13 protein-coding genes and 1 pseudogene are annotated in these 16648 nt (G+C 61.8%); 7 read left to right on the top strand and 7 right to left on the bottom strand.

The window, feature by feature from the left end; all coding sequences use genetic code 11:
• Positions 1-10: 10 nt before the first annotated feature.
• Positions 11-2389 (bottom strand): penicillin acylase family protein, encoded by a 2379-nt coding sequence (locus Q0T48_RS00575; RefSeq protein ID WP_295950890.1) that lies wholly within the window; start codon positions 2387-2389, stop codon positions 11-13.
• Between the two features lie 745 nt (positions 2390-3134).
• Positions 3135-4481 carry a dicarboxylate/amino acid:cation symporter gene (locus Q0T48_RS00570; protein WP_295950887.1) on the bottom strand — a complete coding sequence of 449 codons (1347 nt, stop codon included), beginning with the start codon at positions 4479-4481 and terminating at the stop codon, positions 3135-3137.
• Positions 4482-4715: 234 nt separating this feature from the next.
• On the opposite strand from Q0T48_RS00570, the gene Q0T48_RS00565 reads away from it, so the two are divergent.
• Positions 4716-5033 (top strand): BON domain-containing protein, encoded by a 318-nt coding sequence (locus Q0T48_RS00565; protein ID WP_295950884.1) that lies wholly within the window; start codon positions 4716-4718, stop codon positions 5031-5033.
• 131 nt (positions 5034-5164) lie between these two features.
• Entirely contained in the window at positions 5165-6028 is an 864-nt protein-coding gene (locus tag Q0T48_RS00560; RefSeq protein ID WP_295950881.1) for a TIGR00730 family Rossman fold protein, read from the top strand.
• Here Q0T48_RS00560 and Q0T48_RS00555 read toward each other — a convergent pair.
• The 4 genes and pseudogenes from Q0T48_RS00555 to pncB all read right to left on the bottom strand — a co-directional run bounded on the left by Q0T48_RS00555 (position 6003) and on the right by pncB (position 10753).
• Positions 6003-7170, bottom strand: a pseudogene (locus Q0T48_RS00555) (MFS transporter). The gene Q0T48_RS00560 and the pseudogene Q0T48_RS00555 overlap by 26 nt on opposite strands.
• 80 nt (positions 7171-7250) lie before the next feature.
• Complete coding sequence (gene rmuC, locus Q0T48_RS00550) at positions 7251-8564, bottom strand: DNA recombination protein RmuC (protein ID WP_295950879.1); 1314 nt, start codon at positions 8562-8564, stop codon at positions 7251-7253.
• Positions 8565-8573: 9 nt separating this feature from the next.
• Positions 8574-9560, bottom strand: coding sequence for a D-glycerate dehydrogenase (locus Q0T48_RS00545; RefSeq protein ID WP_295950876.1), 987 nt, complete (start codon positions 9558-9560; stop codon positions 8574-8576).
• Positions 9557-10753, bottom strand: a complete 1197-nt coding sequence (gene pncB, locus Q0T48_RS00540; protein WP_295950872.1) for a nicotinate phosphoribosyltransferase — start codon at positions 10751-10753, stop codon at positions 9557-9559. The genes Q0T48_RS00545 and pncB overlap by 4 nt, the downstream gene beginning before the upstream one ends.
• A 240-nt stretch (positions 10754-10993) precedes the next feature.
• Between pncB and Q0T48_RS00535 the strand changes: the two genes are divergently transcribed.
• From Q0T48_RS00535 to Q0T48_RS00515, 5 genes are all read left to right on the top strand, one after another.
• Positions 10994-11992, top strand: coding sequence for a sugar ABC transporter substrate-binding protein (locus Q0T48_RS00535; protein ID WP_295950869.1), 999 nt, complete (start codon positions 10994-10996; stop codon positions 11990-11992).
• 216 nt (positions 11993-12208) lie between these two features.
• Positions 12209-13168, top strand: a complete 960-nt coding sequence (locus Q0T48_RS00530; RefSeq protein ID WP_295950866.1) for an ABC transporter permease — start codon at positions 12209-12211, stop codon at positions 13166-13168.
• Positions 13168-13962 carry an ATP-binding cassette domain-containing protein gene (locus Q0T48_RS00525; protein WP_295950864.1) on the top strand — a complete coding sequence of 265 codons (795 nt, stop codon included), beginning with the start codon at positions 13168-13170 and terminating at the stop codon, positions 13960-13962. Before Q0T48_RS00530 ends, Q0T48_RS00525 begins: the two co-directional genes overlap by 1 nt.
• Positions 13963-13964: 2 nt before the next feature.
• Positions 13965-14417 (top strand): RbsD/FucU domain-containing protein, encoded by a 453-nt coding sequence (locus tag Q0T48_RS00520; RefSeq protein ID WP_295950861.1) that lies wholly within the window; start codon positions 13965-13967, stop codon positions 14415-14417.
• Entirely contained in the window at positions 14414-15622 is a 1209-nt protein-coding gene (locus Q0T48_RS00515) for an ROK family transcriptional regulator (RefSeq protein WP_295950859.1), read from the top strand. Before Q0T48_RS00520 ends, Q0T48_RS00515 begins: the two co-directional genes overlap by 4 nt.
• Here Q0T48_RS00515 and Q0T48_RS00510 read toward each other — a convergent pair.
• Positions 15619-16527, bottom strand: a complete 909-nt coding sequence (locus Q0T48_RS00510; RefSeq protein ID WP_295950858.1) for a LysR family transcriptional regulator — start codon at positions 16525-16527, stop codon at positions 15619-15621. The two genes, Q0T48_RS00515 and Q0T48_RS00510, sit on opposite strands and share 4 nt — an antisense overlap.
• Positions 16528-16648: the final 121 nt, after the last annotated feature.

The raw sequence follows: 16648 nt of genomic DNA, 5'->3' as shown, positions 1-16648 counted from the left end.
TTTATTGCTACTATTTTTTTAGCATGGGCAATTCAAACAGCGTCCGTTCGCTGTAGTTGGCATCGGCCTTGATCTGCTTCTCGGTATACGGCAGCTTGACCCATTCGCCTGCCGCGTACTTGCGGGTTTGGTCGCTGAAGTGCGCGCTGGTCGGGTCGGACGACTGGCTGTAGGTCAGGATACCTTCGGCCACCGGACCGGCGTTGTCCCAAGTCACAAACTGGATGTAGCTGTTGCCAAAGGCACCGGCATTGGTGGCTGGGTCGGCGGTGTAGATGAACTGACCTGGTGCCACCTGGGTGCGCACGCCCGCCCAGTTGTTGTAAGTCGAGCGGCCACCCGGTATTGCCAGCACGCCCTCGGCACGTTGCAGCAGTTGCACGTCCTGGGTGCGGGCACGGCGCTTGATGGGGTCGTCAAACTGTGGGCTGGCCACCAGGGTTTCCAGCTGCGCCATGGCCGCGGCCAGGTTGGAGGAGCCGCGCGGGGTTTCCTGCGGGTCGGCCGGGTTGAACGGCACGCTCCACCACGACGCATCGTTCAACTCGCCCAGAGCGGCGTACAGCTCGTCGAACAGCACCACGCCCTGGTTGCTGGGGGTGTGTGCGGTGTTCCAGGCTTGCAGTACGGCACAGGCATCCAACGCCGCCGGTGTGGCACCGCTGCTGGCCAGGCAGCCCGAGACAAAGCCCGGCAACCACTTTTCGGCCTTGAAGAAGCGGCTCTTCAGGTAGAGCTGCTGCAGGTTGGCCAGCGTGAAGCGGTAACCGCCTTGCCCGTCGGTGCCTGCCAGGCGGTCACGCACCATGGCGTGGCCGGTGCGGGTGCGGTTGCTTTGCGGCAGCGCTTCGGCATTCGGGCCGGTGGCGATGATTTTGGCAAAGCCGCCCAGGTAAGTGTTCAGACTGGGCCACCAGTGGCTGTCGTTGGAGTTCATCGCGTAGTCTGGGCGCTTGACCCAGGGCCGTCCGACCGCCGGGATGCTGCCCGACCAGTCGCAGGCTGCGGTGGTACCCGCCATCACCACCACACCGGTGCTGGCCATCAAAGGCTGGAACGGTGGGGGCACACAGGCGGCCAGTTGCGCGTCGGGCACATTGGCGGCGACCGAGTAGTTGGCATACAGGGTGTCGCCGCCTTTGTCCGCAGCAATGGTATTGACCCAAGGCATGGCGTTATAGGTGGCCAGGGACTTGCGCAGGCTGTCCACGCTGGTGGACTTACCGTTCAGGATGACCTGGTCGATGAGCTGGTAGTTGCTGGCATTGGCATCTTGCAGTGCGTAGCCGCTGCCGGAGGTCCAGGTAAAGCTGCTGTCCATCAGCATGGGGCCGTACTCGGTGGTGTACAGGGTGCGCTTGATCTGGATCTGGTTGCCATCGGCACCCAGGGCGGACACGGTCAGCGGCACGGCCTTCATGGCAACGGATTTACCGTCCTTCAGGTAGCGCGTGGGGTTGCTGGGATCTATGGCCAGGTAGCGCACGGTAAAGCGGTTGTCGGTCGAGAAGGTGTGCGTCCAGGCGACTTTGTCGTTGAAGCCGATCAGGGGTAGCGGCACGCCCAGCAGGGTCGCGCCCATCACGTCATAGTGCTCACTGGCCACGGTGATGTGCACCTGGTTCAAACGCAGGGCACCCCACCATGGAAAGTGCGGGTTGCCCATCAGCAGGCCTTTGCCGCTCTGGGTGGTGTCGCGGCCCAGGCCCAGGCCGTTGGAACCAATGGTGTGGTCGCGCAAGGTCTGGAACGCCATCAACACGGGCGAATGGGCGTAGTCCACAGGCAGTACGGGTGTCTTGGCTTTGGCCACGGTCAACGGGGCGGCCGCTTTGGTAACGACAGCAGCGGGTGGCACGGCACTGCCGATGGCACCGATGAAGCCTAGCGAGCTTCCGACCATGGCAGCCTGTGAAAACCGCAGATAGGCATCTTCTTCGGTCATGGGCTTGACCCAGGCTTTGCCGCGACAGGCAATCGGCAATTTGGCCAGGCCGGTCTCGGACAGATAGCGGTTGTAGCCGGTCGCAAAACCATCGGCCAGTTCGCGGGTAGCACGGCTTGAGCCCGCCTTGAAGCGTGCCGCCTGGTCAGAGCCGAGTACCAGCTTGTAGAAGAAATCAGAGTCCACGTTGCTAAACTGGGTGCCCATCTGGCCCAGGTAGCCGCCAGCAGCACCGAAGTACTTGGCCCGCTCGCCATGCAGGGTGACCAGCTCTTCGGCAAACAAACAAAAGTTGTCCTGGGCAAACGCATAACCATAGCCATAGCCCGCACCCGTAAAACTGTCGGCCACGATGTGCGGCACGCCGTAGGATGTAGTGCGGATCGTGGCCGCGTATTCGGTAGGCACGCAGCCGCTGAGCAAAGCCGCAGCGATAGCGGCCACAAGCCCGATTCGCGCCGCAGGTATCCCGCGCGAGGTCGTCATTAGTTTCATACTTACTCCGTAATATTGGATTTAAGACCGAATAGATGTACACATTGTTACGTAAAACGGACTTATTCCATACTACTTTGCAAGTTATGTAACGCCCCCTATGGCTTATTCAAATGTACCTATTTTTGAGGATGGAAATTCACATTCGCGTGACTGATTCGCCGAAAAATGGTAGAGCAAAGCCAAGTTTGGCGACCTAGCCTCAAGCCCCACAAGAAGGCGATAAGACGCTGTGCACCAGAGGCAACAGGCTTGTATCCAGAGGGCTCGGCCAGCATCGCCATGGAGCACCACAGCGCACTGCGAAGCCCTCCCCCCCTACCGCCGCCCGCCACCCGATAACAGACCCAGAGATTGCACTCGGCATGGAGTTCGGCAGAGCTGCTCTGCCACACCAAACGGCTCCGTTCCAGGACCACATGGGGGTCTGCCAGGCTCACCAGACGGCATACATATTTATCGACCACCCCAATCGCCTGACCGGCAGCTTGGGGCCAGACCAGATCCAGGCGGGCCATCGCACCGGTCCACATGCTGCGCAACATCTGCCCGCCAAAATGCAGCAATAGGCCTGCTGGGCCCGCAATGCAAAACGCCACCGCAGACAAGCCTGCGGTGGCGTTTTGAAATACTATCTATTTAATAGCTGCTAGCGCAATTAGAGTATGCGCTAGAGGCCATTTTTATACCCCATTCAGCGTCCGGTTCCGGCCATGCGAGAAGTGGTCTTGTCCAGCATGACTTCAGGCGTATTGGCTTCTTCCCAGGTTTCGTTGTTCAAGGCGGCATCCAGGCGCTTCATGTCCAGGTCGCCAGTCCATTTGGCCACGACCAGGGTGGCTACACCGTTGCCGACCAGGTTGGTCAAGGCGCGGGCTTCGGACATGAAACGGTCAATACCCAGAATCAGCGCCAAACCGGCTACGGGTACATGGCCCACGGCAGACAAGGTGGCGGCCAGCACGATGAAGCCGCTGCCCGTCACACCGGCTGCACCCTTGGAGGTGAGCAGCAGCACCAGTAGCAAGGTGATCTGCTGGCCGATGCTCATCGGGGTGTCGGTGGCCTGGGCGATGAACACCACCGCCATGGTCAGGTAAATGGAGGTGCCGTCCAGGTTGAACGAATAGCCGGTAGGAATGACCAGGCCGACCACCGATTTCTTGGCACCGGCGTTTTCCATCTTCTCCATCATGCGGGGCAGCACCGACTCGCTGGACGAAGTACCCAGCACGATCAACAGTTCTTCCTTGATGTACTTGACGAACTTCAAGATGCTGAAACCATGCAGCCGCGCCACGATACCCAGAATTACAAACACGAAGATCAGACAGGTGCCGTAGAAGGTACCCATCAGCTTGCCCAGCGACACCAGCGAATCCACGCCGTACTTGCCGATGGTGAAGGCCATGGCACCGAACGCGCCGATCGGAGCCACTTTCATGACCATGCCCACGATGTCGAACATCACGTGCGAGAACTTCTCGATGAAGTCAAACACCTGGGTGCCCCGGCCGCCAAACTTGTGCAGCGCAAAGCCGAACATCACCGCAAACAGCAGCACCTGCAGGATTTCGCCTTTGGCAAACGCATCTACCACCGTGGAGGGAATCACGTTGAGCAAAAAGTCGGTGGTGGTAACCATCTTGCCGGGAGCGGTGTAGGCCGCAATGCCCTTGGTGTCCAGCGTGGAGGCATCAATATGCATGCCCGAGCCGGGCTGGATCAGGTTGACCATGACCAAGCCAACGATCAGCGCCAGCGTGCTCATGATTTCAAAGTACAGCAGCGCCAGGCCGCCGGTTTTGCCGACCTTCTTCATGTCTTCCATACCGGCGATACCCACCACCACGGTACAGAAAATGATCGGAGCAATCAGCATCTTGATCAGCTTGATGAAGCCATCGCCCAACGGCTTCATCTGCGCGCCCAGATCGGGCTGGAAATGTCCCAACGCCACGCCCATGGCGACCGCGAACAGCACTTGCACGTAAAGGGACTTGTAAAACGGCTTCTTGGCCGCCGGAGTATCTGAGTGCATGGGGCAAACCTTTCTGGATAAATAAATGGCCGCCCACACAGGCAGCAGAACAATGTTTAATTTATTCGCAAAAATACGCGTCGCCATTGTGGAAACTACGGTGGAAAAGCCCGAACCATGGCCCCAACGGCATCCAGCCTGCGCAATTTGTAACAATTCCAGCGCTGGTGGTGTCAGCGTCGGCCGGGGTTGGAGCGTTTTAGGTGGGTAACAACAACATTTTGAGGACTCTCCATGCAATTTATCCGTGCCATCGCTTTTGCTGCCATTGCAGGTACCACCATCCTCGCCGCCACCGGCTGCGCTGTCGTGCGCAAGCAAGAAACTGTGGGCGCATATGTGGACGACGCAGCCATCACCACCTCGGTCAAGGCCCGCTTTGTCGATGACAAAACCGTCGATGCCGGCGCCATCAGCGTGCAAACCCTCAAAGGCACCGTCATCTTGTCGGGCTTCGCCAAATCCGGTGCCGAAAAGAGCCAGGCCGAATCCATTGCCCGCAACGTCAAGGGCGTGAGCTCTGTGCGCAACGACCTGGTCGTGCGCCCTTAAGAAACCGCGATCTCCGGTTAACTAGGCTGGCCGCGGTGCCCTCCGCAGCCGGCCTTTTTTTTGGCCCGTCGGGACTGCAATTTACCGCCCCGCCACACAAAAGTGCCATGTTTTAGGACCACAATCCCCTTATGGAAAATACTGATGCACTGAATGACCGCAACGTCGCCCTGGCCTGGGCCGACCTGCAAGCCCACGCCAACAACGGCCAACCGCTCGACACCGATGCCTACCGCTTGGCCTTTGCCGACCCCGAGTTTTTACTGCGCCGCGAAACCCGCGGCATCCGCTTTCAGCTGGAAATGCTCAAGCCCGACCTGGCCCAACAAGCCCAAGGGATTGAAAACACCGTCGTCGTCTTCGGCAGCGCCCGCTTCCCAGCCCCCGAAGACGCGCAGCCTGCGCTGGCAGCCGCCGAAGCCAGCGGCGATGTCGAGGCCCTGAAAATCGCCCAGCGTCGCATGCGCAACGCCCGCTACTACGACCAGGCCCGCCTGTTTGCCCGGCTGGTGGCCAACTACAGCGCCAACCGTCCCGCTGCCGACCGCATCTACATCTGCACCGGCGGTGGCCCCGGCATCATGGAAGCCGCCAACCGCGGTGCGCATGAGATGGGCGCACTGAACGTGGGCCTGAGCATCGCCCTGCCCCACGAGCAAGGCGGCAACCGCTACGTGTCGCCCAGCCTGAACTTCAAGTTTCACTACTTTGCGCTGCGCAAAATGCATTTCATGATGCGCGCCAAAGCCCTGGTGGCCTTCCCTGGCGGCTTTGGCACGCTGGACGAACTGTTTGAAGTGGTAACCCTGGTACAAACCGGCAAAACCAAGGCCGTACCCATCATTTTGTTTGGTGTGGACTACTGGAAAAAGCTGATCAACTTTGACGTGCTGATCGAAGAAGGTGCCATCTCCGCCAGCGACATGGACCTGTTTAACTTCGTCGACACCCCCGAAGACGCGTGGACGGCTATTCGGGCGTTTTATAAAATTTAAGCGGCCAAGCCACTTTAGAGCCGCCGCCCACCACGGCCCCCACCACCCAAAACAGTCCGGCCACGCCCACGTAGGCGCTGGCTGCGCCAAACAGCAGCGGCATCACCACACTGGACGCATTGATGCTCATCAGCCGCAGGCCCAGGGCCTCGCCGTGGCGGTGCGCGGGAGTGATCTGGTGCAGAGTACTCATGATCATGGGCTGTACCGAACCCAGAGCCAAGCCCAAGAACACCGAACACACGCCCATCGCCACCGCGCTGGGCAACAACGGATACAGCGCAAACAGTGCGGCCGTCATCCACATCGCGCCCACAATCACCGCGCAGTCGTGCAGCCACCATCGGCATAGCCATGCGCACCACCGCGGCCGCAATCGCAAAACCGCCCAGGATGGTGCCGATGGTCGAGGCGCTCAAGCCGCGCTCGTGGCCCAGGATGGGCACCACAAAAGTGTGCACATCCCAGCAGGACGATAAAAACCAGTTCACCAGCAGCAGACGGCGCAACATGGGGTCGTGCAGCAAGTCCAATACGCGTGGCTTGGCTGCGCCCTGCACGGCGTGGATGGGCGGCAGCTCTTGCACGCCCTGCACCAATGCCCAGGTGGCCAGCGGCAGTACCACCATCAGGGCAAATGCCGCCTGAAACCCCCACTGGTCGGCGGGCACGCTGCCCGCGTGGTCGATCATCAACCCGGCTGCAAACGGCCCGATGAAGTTAGACAGTGCAGGCCCCAGCGCCAACCAACTGAACACCTGCTTGAGCTGGGTGGAACCCTCGGCCGCGCGGCCCACATGGCGCTGCAAGGCAATCACCGCGATGCCGGTGGCCCCGCCGGTCAGCAGCGCGCTGGCACACAGCACCGGATAGACCGGAAATGCCGCCGCCAGCACCGCGCCCAGCACGGCCATGCCCACGCTGATGGTCACCGGCTTGCGCAAGCCGTGGCGGTCCGCGTAGCGCCCGGCGGGCAGGGCCAGAAACACCTGGGTTAAGGCAAACAAGGCCAGCAAGCCCCCTACCGCCAGCCCGCTGTGACCGGCATGCAAAGCCAGCAAAGGAGCGGCCAGGCGGATGCCGGTCATACAGGCGTGCAGGCAAATCTGGGCGGCGATGAGGCGAGCCAACGCAGGGTTCATGGCAGAAATTTATATACCAAATCAGGCTCTAGCGCATATTCCACTTACACTAGAAGCTATTATTTAAGGAGCAACATCGCTCACAGCGCACCATCGTCCAGATCCGCCGATGCGGGCAGCAGCGCCAGCGCTTCCGTCTCGGGCAGTGCCTCTACCACCTTCAGGGCACGGCGCATCTGGCGGGTGCGGGTGTCGGCCTTGTCCAGGGTGTCGGAGGCTTTTTGCACCTGTTCGCGGATACGCGCCACCCATTCGCCGTAGCGCTCGAACTCGGTTTTCACCGCGCCCAGCACCTTCCACACTTCCGATGCCTGCTGCTCCAGCGCCAGGGTGCGAAAGCCCATGTGCAGGCTGTTGAGCATGGCCAGCAAGGTGGTCGGCCCGGCCAGGGTGACGCGGTAGTCGCGCTGCAGGCTGTCCATCAGGCCAGGGCGGCGCAGCACCTCGGCGTACAGGCTTTCGATGGGCAAAAACAGAACGGCGAAGTCGGTGGTGTGCGGCGGGGCCAGGTAGCTCTCGGCGATGGACTTGGCCTCGGCGCGGATGCGGGCTTCCAGCGCCTTGGCAGAGGCCTCGGCCGCCACCGCATCGGCACGTTCGTGGGCATCGAGCAGGCGCTCGTAGTCGTCGCGCGGAAACTTGGCATCGATGGGCAGCCAGACCGGCGCGCCGTCGGCACTGCGGCCGGGGAAGCGCACTGCAAAGTCCACCCGCTGGTTGCTGCGCGGCTTGGTCTCGACCTGCTTGCCGTATTGCTCGGGCGTCAGCACCTGCTCCAACAGATTCTCTAGCTGCACCTCGCCGAACATGCCACGGGTTTTGACGTTGGTCAGCACGCGCTGCAAATCGCCCACTCCCTGCGCCAGCGACTGCATTTCGCCCAGGCCTTTGTGCACCTGCTCGAGCCGGTCTGCCACCTGTTTGAAGCTTTCGCCCAGGCGGGTTTCCAGGGTGGTTTGCAGCTTTTCGTCCACCGTCTGGCGCATCTCATCCAGCTTGGCGGCATTGCTCTGCTGGAGCTGCAGCAGCTGTGCCTCCAGCGTGGCGCGCACCTCGCCCATGCGCCGGGCGTTGGATTCGCCCAGGGCCTGGAGCTGGGTGCTCAGGGTGTCGCTGACCGAGCGCTGCAGCAGGGCGAGTTGCTGGGCCAGCGCGTCGATCTGGGTGTTTTGCGTGCGCGTGGCCTCGGCACTTTGCTGCACCAGGGTGCGCTGGAAATTGGCGAAACTGGTGCCCAGCTCTTGCCGGTCGGCCCGTGAGGAATCCCGTTGGGCGCGCTCCAAGCGGTCCACGACAGAATTGTCGGCCTCGGGCGGCTTGCGCAGCAGCAAGGCCAACAACAGCGCCAAGTTCAGCACGGCCAGCGCCAGCAGCCCCCATTCGGTCAAGCTCATCAATACTATCTATTTGCTAGCTACTTGTGCAGCATTGATGGGCGTGAGCGGCTTGTTTTGTATCAAAAATCCGATCAGGTTGTCGGCCGCCAGTTGTGCCATGGCCGTACGGGTGGCCACGGTGGCGCTGGCGATGTGCGGGGTCAGCACCACGTTGGGTACGGTGAGCAGGTCGGGGTGAACCTTGGGTTCGCCCTCGAACACGTCCAGCCCGGCGGCGGCGATGCGGCCATCGCGCAGGGCCACGGCCAGGGCCGCGTCGTCCACAATGCCGCCGCGCGCGATGTTGACCAAGGTGGCAGTAGGCTGCATCAACGCCAGCTCGGCCGCACCGATGGTGTGGTGTGAGGCAGCGGAATACGGCACCACCAGCACCACGTGGTCGGCAGTCTTGAGCAGCTCTTCTTTGGAGACAAAACGGGCCTTGCAGTCGGCCTCGGTAGCCGCATCCAACTGGCTGCGGTTGTGATAAATCACATTCATGCCAAAGCCGTGGGCGCCGCGCTTGGCGATGCCCTGGCCGATGCGGCCCATACCGATGATGCCCAGCGTACTGCCGTGGATTTCGGCTCCGGCAAACATGTCGTAGCTCCATTTTTTCCACAGCCCGGCGCGCAGGAAATGCTCGCTCTCGCTGATGCGGCGGGCGGTGGCCATCAGCAGGGCGAAGCCGAAGTCGGCGGTGGTTTCGGTCAGCACATCGGGCGCGTTGGTAGCCAGCACGCCGGCGGCGCTCATCGCGTCGATGTCGAAATTGTTGTAACCCACTGCCATGTTGGCGCAGATGCGCAACTGCGGGCAGGCGGTCAGCAGCTCGGCATCGATGCGCTCGCTGCCGGTGGTGAAGGCACCCACCTTGCCCTGCAGGCGGGCGATCAGCTCGGCTTTGCTCCAGGATGCGTCGTCTTGGTTGGATTCCACCTCAAAGTGCTGCTCCAGGGCGGCGATGGTGGCGGGGAAGATTTTGCGGGCAACAAGAATGGCAGGTTTGGTCATAGGGGTGTCTCAATTTCAAAAACTTGGCGCAAGTAGCCAACGTACTTTTCGTCTTCGCACATATTCTTGCCGGGCGAGTCAGATAGCTTGGCCACCGGCTGGCCGTTGCAGCGGATCATCTTGATGACGATTTGCAGCGGCACGTGTGCTGGCGGGTCGCCCATGTCGTTGGTCAGGTTGGTGCCAATGCCAAAGGCCAGCAGGCAGCGGCCGCGGAACTGCTGGTACAGCGCAATGGTGCGCGGCACAGTCAGGCCATCGCTGAAGATCAGCACCTTGGTGAGCGGATCGACGCGGTTTTTTTTGTAGTGCGCCAGCAGTCGCTCGCCCCACTGGAACGGGTCGCCGCTGTCATGCCGCGCGCCGTCGAAAAGCTTACAGAAGTACATGTCGAAGTCGCGCAGGAAGGCATCCATGCCATACACGTCGCTGAGCGCAATGCCTAAGTCGCCGCGGTATTCCTTGGCCCACATCTCGAAACCAAACACCTGGCTGTCGCGCAGACGCGGGCCCAGGGCCTGGCAGGCCTGCAGGTACTCGTGGGCCATGGTGCCCAGCGGGGTCAGTCCTAATTGCATAGCAAACAATACATTACTGGTGCCCGTAAACTGCCCCTGAGGCCCTGAACCCAGCTGGGCCACCAAGGTGCGCAGCACCTCTTCGTGCCAAGCTTTGCTGTAGCGGCGGCGGGTGCCGTAGTCGGCAATCTTGAGATCAATCAGGCCGTCGCCGCGCAACTGGGTGATCTTGGTCTGCAACCGCTGCCGTGCCACCGCCATGTCGGGCGCGGTGGTGGCGTGGCGAAAGTACACCTCGTTAACGATGGCCAGCACCGGAATCTCGAACGGGATCACGTGCAGCCAAGGGCCTTGTATGGAGATGTCGATCTCGCCATTGGGCAAAGGGGTCACGGCGATGTATTTCTCGTTGAGCCTAAACAGCCCCAGAAAGTCCACAAAGTCGCTTTTGATAAAGCGCATGGAGCGCAGATAGCCCAGCTCGGCCTCGGAAAATCCCAGACGGCACAGCCCGCGGATTTCGGCCTGGATCTCGGCCACAAACGGGGCCAATTGCACGCCCGGGTTGCGGCATTTGAAACGGTACTGCACCTGTGCGGCGGGGAAGTGGTGCAACACGACCTGCATCATCGTGAACTTGTACAGATCGGTATCCAGCAGGCTAGTGATGATCATATAAATCGGCGGGCACAGGGCAAATACGGAGAAGTTATAGACACGGTCGCGCCAAAGTGTAGGGGATTCGCGCAGCGGCACCCTTTCGTTGAAAAACCTAGGGTTTTCGATAACTAAAGCAACTTTATTTAGTTAGTCTGCTCGTTTTATAGTTCGGCACCAGCGTGAAATAGTTCACACCCCTTGCTGGAACCTGTTCCCCAACCGAACCCTTGCGTTCACCCCTCTCTAGGAGACAACATGAAAAAATATACCGCCACCCTGGTGCTGTCCGCTCTGGCTTTTGCCGCCACCACGGCGTGTGCTGCAGAACCCGTGATCGGCCTGATCACCAAGACCGAAACGAACCCGTTTTTCGTGAAGATGAAGGAAGGTGCGCAAGCCGAGGCCAAGAAACTCGGTGCCAAGTTGCTCAGCGCCGCAGGCAAGCAAGACGGCGACAACGCCGGCCAGATCACCGCCATCGAAAACATGATGGCCGCCGGTGCCAAGACCATCATGATCACGCCCAACGATTCCAAGGCCATCATCCCCGCCATCAAGAAGGCCCAGGCCCAAGGCGTGATGTTCATTGCACTCGACAGCCCCACCGACCCCGTGGAAGGCACCGATGCCCTGTTTGCCACCGACAACTACAAGGCCGGCATTCTGATTGGCCAGTACGCCAAGGCTGTCATGGCTGGCAAGCCCGCCAAGATCGCCACGCTCGACCTGTTCCCCGGCCACCCCGTGGGCGCGCAACGCCACAACGGCTTCATGAACGGCTTTGGCCTGGCTGCCGCCGATGCCAAGAGCAACGAACTGTCCAAGACGGCTGAAATCGTCTGCATGGCCGACAGCTATGGCGACCAAGCCAAGGGCCAGACCGCCATGGAAAACTGCCTGCAAAAGAACCCTGACATCAACGTGCTGTACACCATCAACGAACCCGCTGCTGCCGGTGCCTACCAGGCACTGAAGGCTGCCGGCAAGGAAAAAGGCGTACTGATCGTGTCCGTGGACGGCGGCTGTGCCGGTATCAAGAACGTCAAGGCCGGCATGATTGCTGCCACCTCGCAGCAGTACCCATTGAAGATGGCCAGCATGGGCGTGGCCGCTGGTGTGGCATTTGCCAAAGACGGCAAAAAAGCCACCGGCTACACCGACACCGGCGTGACCCTGATCACCGACCACCCACAAAAGGGCGTGGACAGCAAAGACACCAAAGTCGGCATGGACCTGTGCTGGGGAAATAAGTAAATACCCCCAGGCTGCAGCGCTACGCGTCTTTCTCCAACCCCCTTGCAGGGGGCGATACCAGTGGCCTGGCAAAGCCAGTTCCACGGTATCCCTGAGGGGCGTGCGTTCTGGCTGATAGCTGGGGCTCGTCATTTACCCGGCATGGCAAAGATCCGCCGGGGCAGCCACACACACAGCGGCTGCCCCGTTTTTCAACCCATTTTTCCAAGGCTTACCGTGAGCACACTCAAAGAAAAACTACCGCCGATTGGCACGCTCGGGCCGTTCATTGCCCTGCTGATCGCCTGCGTTGTCTTCGCCACCCAAAGCGATCGCTTTTTGTCGGCAACCAACTTTTCGCTGATCCTGCAACAGGTCACCGTGGTCGGCGTGATCGCCATTGGCCAGACCCTGATTATTTTGACGGCCGGTATCGACCTGTCGTGCGGCATGGTGATGGCCCTGGGCGGTATCGTCATGACCAAGCTCTCGGCCGACCTGGGCTTGCCCGCGCCGCTGGCCATCCTGTGCGGCATCGGTGCCACAGCGCTGTTTGGCCTGCTCAACGGCCTGCTGGTCACGCGTATCAAGCTGCCGCCGTTCATCGTCACTCTGGGCACGCTGAACATTGCCTTCGCCATCACCCAGCTGTACTCCAACTCGCAAACCATCACCGATGTGCCCCCGCTGATGACGGCCCTGGGCAACACCTTCTCGATTGGCGGCACGGCCTTCGCCTACAGCACGCTGCTGATGCTGGCCTTGTATGCCGGTGTCTGGTTCTACCTGCGCGAAACCGCCGCTGGCCGCCACGTGTACGCGGTGGGTAACAACCCCGAAGCCACGCGCCTCACCGGTATCCCCACCGAGCGCGTCTTGCTGGGCGTGTATGTGCTGGCCGGTATCTTGTACGGCGTGGCCTCTCTGTTGTCGGTAGCCCGTACTGGTGCCGGTGACCCGAACGCCGGGCAGACCGAAAATCTGGATGCCATTACCGCCGTGGTACTGGGCGGCACCAGCCTGTTTGGTGGCCGTGGCGTGATCCTGGGCACCCTGGTGGGCGCGATCATCGTCGGCGTGCTGCGCAACGGCCTGACGCTGATGGGCGTGCAGTCGGTGTACCAGGTGCTGATCACCGGTATCTTGGTAATTTTGGCGGTCGCTATCGACCAGTTGTCCCGCAAAGGAGGCCGTTAATGTCTACCGAACACAAAATCGTCATGAAGGCCACCGGCCTGATCAAACGCTACGGCCAGGTCACGGCCCTGGACGGTGCCGACCTGGAACTGCGCCAAGGCGAAATCCTGGCGGTGATTGGCGACAACGGCGCGGGCAAGTCCTCGCTGATCAAATGCCTGTCCGGTGCCACCATCCCTGATGAAGGCGAAATCCTGCTGGACGGCAAGCAGATCCACTTCAAGAGCCCCATGGATGCCCGCCAGGCCGGGATCGAAACGGTGTACCAGGATCTGGCCGTGGCTGCTGCCATGAGCATCTCGGAAAACCTGTTTCTAGGCCGCGAAATCCGCCGCCAGGGCTTTGCCGGTAACGTGCTGCGCATGCTGGACAAAAAGAAGATGCTGGAAGAAAGCATCTCCCGCATGAAAGACCTGAAGGTCGGCATCCGCTCCATGACGCAGGCGGTGGAAACATTGTCGGGCGGCCAGCGCCAGTGCGTGGCCGTATCGCGCGCCGCAGCTTTTGCGCAGCACGTGGTCATCATGGACGAACCCACGGCCGCGCTAGGTGTCAAAGAAGGCAATATGGTGCTGGACCTGATCCGCCGGGTGCGCGACAAGGGCTTGTCGGTGATTTTGATCTCGCACAACATGCCGCACGTGTTCGAGATTGCCGACCGCATCCACGTGGCCCGTCTGGGCAAGCGCGGCTGCGTGCTCAATCCGCACAAGATCAGCATGGCGGACACCGTGGCAGTGATGACCGGGGCCATCCGCCCGGACGAGCTGCCCGCCGAATCGTTGGCGCACTGACCATGTTGAAAGGAATCGATCCTTTGCTCACGCCAGAGCTCTTGAAAGTACTGGCCGAGATGGGGCATGACGATGCCGTGTTGCTGGCCGATGCCAACTTCACGGCCCTGCGCCTGGCCGCTGGCAAGCCCGTGCTGTACCTGCCTGGCGTGGGCATGCAGCGCGCCGTGCAGGCGGTGGAATCGGTGCTGCCGCTGGCGGCCGACGTGGATGCCCCCGTGGCCTTCATGCAGGTCTCTGGCACCACCGCGCCCTACCGCTCGGCTTTGCAGCGCGAAGTGCTGGACATGCTGCAACCCAGCCTGCTACCCGGCCAGCAGGCCGAGTCGATTGAACGTTTTGCGTTTTATGAACGCGTGGCGAACGTCTACGCCATCGTGCTAACGGGCGAGTTGCAGCCCTTTGGCAACTTCATTCTGCGCAAAGGAGTCATCGGCGAAAATCTGCGGACATGAACGCACAACTCGCTCCCCCCCTGCTGCGCCCGCGTGGCTCCAACCACGTCGGGATGCGGCAGTTCAACGAGCGGGTCGTCCTGCAAGCCATCCGGCAACACGGCAGCCTGCCCAAGGCCGACTTGGCCCGGCTGACCCACCTCACCGCCCAGACCATCGGCCTGATCACCACCCGGCTGGAAGAAGACGGCCTGCTGCTGCGCCACCAGCCGGTACGCGGGCGCATCGGCCAGCCCTCGGTGCCGCTGGCATTGAACCCGGACGGGGCCTTTTCCATCGGCATCAAGGTGGGTCGCCGCAATACCGACTGGCTGCTGGTCGACTTCACCGGCAAAGTGCGCCAGCGCCTCACCCTGCCCTACGCCTTCCCCGACACCGCCGTGCTACTGCCCGCGCTGTCCACCCACATGCACACCCTGCGCGACAGCCTGGGGCCGCTGGAGTCGCGGCTGGTCGGCATCGGCGTGGCCGCACCCTTCCAGATGGGCGGCTGGCACAAGATGCTGGGCCTGTCCGACGCACAATCCAGCGACTGGAACGCACTGGACCTGGGTGCCGCAGTACAAGCCATGACCGACCTGCCCGTAAGCTTTGCCAAAGACACCAGTGCGGCCTGCGTGGCCGAGCTGGTAGCGGGCCGGGGCCGCGACCTGAAAACCTTTTTGTACATATTCATCGACACCTTTGTGGGCGGGGGCCTGGTGGTCAACTCGCATCTGCACAGCGGCCTGCACGGCAACGCGGGTGCGGTCGCCTCCCTGCCTATGCAATTGCCTTCCACGCCCGGCACCGCACCCGACCAGTTGGTGGCCCATGCCTCGCTGTGGGAGCTGGAGCAACGCCTGCTCGCGGTCGACTTGGACCCGACCGCCGCCTACGATGACCGGGCGCTGATGGCCCCATTTGTGGCCGAAACCCAGGCCTGGGTGGCACAGGCCGCTGCCGCACTGGCGCACTGCGTGGTCAGCGGCACCGCGTTTCTGGACCTGGAAGCCGTGGTGATCGACGGATCGCTGTGCCGCCCGCTGCTGGAATTGCTGTTGGAGCGCACCCGTCTGGCGCTGGCCGAGTTCAACTGGGAAGGCCTGTGGCGCACCGACCTAGTCGCAGGCAGCATCGGCTCGGATGCACGTGCCCTGGGCGGCGCGCTGCTGCCGCTGCACGCCAACTTTGCGCCGGACCGGGATTTGTTCCTCAAAACCTAAGCTTGGAGACCATCGTTCAGATGGTGCTCTTCCAGAAAATCCAGAAACCGCCGCACCGCAGGCACCATGCCCCGGCGAGACGGAAACACCGCATGGAACACGCCCGGGTGCGGGGCCCAGCCGGGTAGCACCGGCAGCAGTTGCCCCTGGCGCACCTCGTCGGCACACATGTAAGCGGGCAGCACGCAGATGCCGGTGCCGCCCAGCACCGCCAGCTTCAGGGTGAGCAAATCGTCGGCCACGTAGCGTGGCTGGTGGGTTACGGTACGGACCACACCTTCTGGTCCTTGCAGATGCCACACGGCCCGCCCGTCGCTGGCCGACATGCTGACGGAATCCAGCCGGCCCAAATCTTCCACCGTGGCCGGTTGGCCTTGGCGGGCCAGCTGCTGCGGGCTGACCACCAGCAACGAGCGCGTCATGCCAAAGTTCTTTACCACCAGGGTGCCGCTGTCGTCCAGCGTGAGCCGCACCCGCAGGGCCACATCCACGCCCTCCTCCACCAGGTCGACCACACGGTTGCTGACCCGCATGTCCACCTTGACTAGCGGGTAGCGGGCCAAAAACAGCGGCATTACTTCGCCCAGCGTGGTTTGCGCCAGCGTCACCGGGCAGGCGATGCGGATGGTGCCACGCGGCTCGGTTTGCGCCTGGGCCACGGCATCGGCTGCCGCATCGGCCTCGTCGCGCATGGCCATGCAATGGCGGTGGTAGATCTCGCCCACCTCGGTCAGCGACAGTTTGCGGGTGGTGCGCTGCAGCAGGCGCACGCCCAGCCGGGCCTCCAGCTCGGCCACCCGGCGCGACAGCCGGGATTTGGGCAGGCCCAGCGCGCGGCCAGCCGCCGCAAAGCCACCCCGCTCCACCACTTCGGCAAAGTAGGCCATGTCGTTTAGGTCCTGCATTTTTGGCTCCATCGTCCCACCAGCAGGACAATGTAGTGCATTTTCACCCACTTATCGAAGCATTGGAGTGGTGAGAAACTCTATCCATCGCCACATTGGTGGCTCTACTACCCAACTACAC

Origin of the sequence: Rhodoferax sp. (assembly GCF_025354435.1) — a bacterium.
GTDB lineage: Bacteria > Pseudomonadota > Gammaproteobacteria > Burkholderiales > Burkholderiaceae_C > Rhodoferax_B.
The sequence above is the reverse complement of the archived record's forward strand: the minus strand, read 5'-3'. Positions and strand labels throughout refer to the sequence as shown.

Bases quoted from the DNA above. Each gene is read 5' to 3' on its own strand.
- pncB (WP_295950872.1), bottom strand. From the start codon at position 10,753: ATGATCATCACTAGCCTGCTGGATACCGATCTGTACAAGTTCACGATG.
- Q0T48_RS00515 (WP_295950859.1), top strand. From the start codon at position 14,414: ATGAACGCACAACTCGCTCCCCCCCTGCTGCGCCCGCGTGGCTCCAAC.
- Q0T48_RS00525 (WP_295950864.1), top strand. From the start codon at position 13,168: ATGTCTACCGAACACAAAATCGTCATGAAGGCCACCGGCCTGATCAAA.
- rmuC (WP_295950879.1), bottom strand. From the start codon at position 8,564: ATGAGCTTGACCGAATGGGGGCTGCTGGCGCTGGCCGTGCTGAACTTG.
- Q0T48_RS00510 (WP_295950858.1), bottom strand. From the start codon at position 16,527: ATGCAGGACCTAAACGACATGGCCTACTTTGCCGAAGTGGTGGAGCGG.
- Q0T48_RS00545 (WP_295950876.1), bottom strand. From the start codon at position 9,560: ATGACCAAACCTGCCATTCTTGTTGCCCGCAAAATCTTCCCCGCCACC.
- Q0T48_RS00520 (WP_295950861.1), top strand. From the start codon at position 13,965: ATGTTGAAAGGAATCGATCCTTTGCTCACGCCAGAGCTCTTGAAAGTA.
- Q0T48_RS00570 (WP_295950887.1), bottom strand. From the start codon at position 4,481: ATGCACTCAGATACTCCGGCGGCCAAGAAGCCGTTTTACAAGTCCCTT.
- Q0T48_RS00565 (WP_295950884.1), top strand. From the start codon at position 4,716: ATGCAATTTATCCGTGCCATCGCTTTTGCTGCCATTGCAGGTACCACC.
- Q0T48_RS00560 (WP_295950881.1), top strand. From the start codon at position 5,165: ATGGAAAATACTGATGCACTGAATGACCGCAACGTCGCCCTGGCCTGG.
- Q0T48_RS00535 (WP_295950869.1), top strand. From the start codon at position 10,994: ATGAAAAAATATACCGCCACCCTGGTGCTGTCCGCTCTGGCTTTTGCC.